Source organism: Xanthomonas axonopodis (genome assembly GCF_001304695.1).
GTDB classification, from domain to species: Bacteria; Pseudomonadota; Gammaproteobacteria; order Xanthomonadales; family Xanthomonadaceae; genus Xanthomonas; species Xanthomonas axonopodis.
Map to the genome: position 1 here is coordinate 1 of NZ_JFAQ01000322.1, position 693 is coordinate 693.

Annotated in this window: 1 pseudogene; it reads right to left on the reverse strand. The window is 64.2% G+C overall.

What is annotated here, in order from left to right:
• Nucleotides 1-511, reverse strand: a pseudogene (locus XAXN_RS20065) (NADP-dependent malic enzyme); the annotation flags it as partial.
• Nucleotides 512-693: the final 182 nt, after the last annotated feature.

Sequence of the window (693 nt, forward strand, 5' to 3'; positions counted from 1 at the left end):
CGATGATCGCGGTGCCGTGCTGGTCGTCATGGAACACCGGGATGTTCATGCGCTCGCGCAGCTTGCGCTCGACGATGAAGCATTCCGGCGCCTTGATGTCTTCCAGGTTGATGCCGCCGAAGGTGGGCTCCAGGCTGGCGATGATGTCCACCAGCTTGTCCGGGTCGTTCTCGTTGATTTCGATATCGAACACGTCGATGCCGGCGAACTTCTGGAACAGCACGCCCTTGCCTTCCATCACCGGCTTGGACGCCAGCGGGCCGATGTTGCCCAGGCCCAGCACCGCCGTGCCGTTGGTGATGACCGCCACCAGGTTGCCGCGTGCGGTGAGCTCGCTGGCCTGGGTGGCATCTTCGACGATGGCCTCGCAGGCGAACGCCACGCCCGGCGAATACGCCAGCGACAGATCGCGCTGGGTCAGCATCGGCTTGGTCGCGGTGACCTTGATCTTGCCGGCCGGCTGCTGGCGGTGGTAGTCGAGGGCGGCCTGTTTGAAGTCGTCGGTGGACATCGGTGGTGTGGGTCTCGAAGGCGCAGGAGAACTGAATTCTACCCTCCTGCCTGAACAAGGGCCTGTCGCGCAGCTGTCAGCGCGGCAGGGAAATCGCAGGATGCGGCGCAGCCGGAGTGGAGGCCAAACAAGAACGGCCCTGCATCCCGTCGTTGACACCGACGGAAGACAGGGCCGTAGGA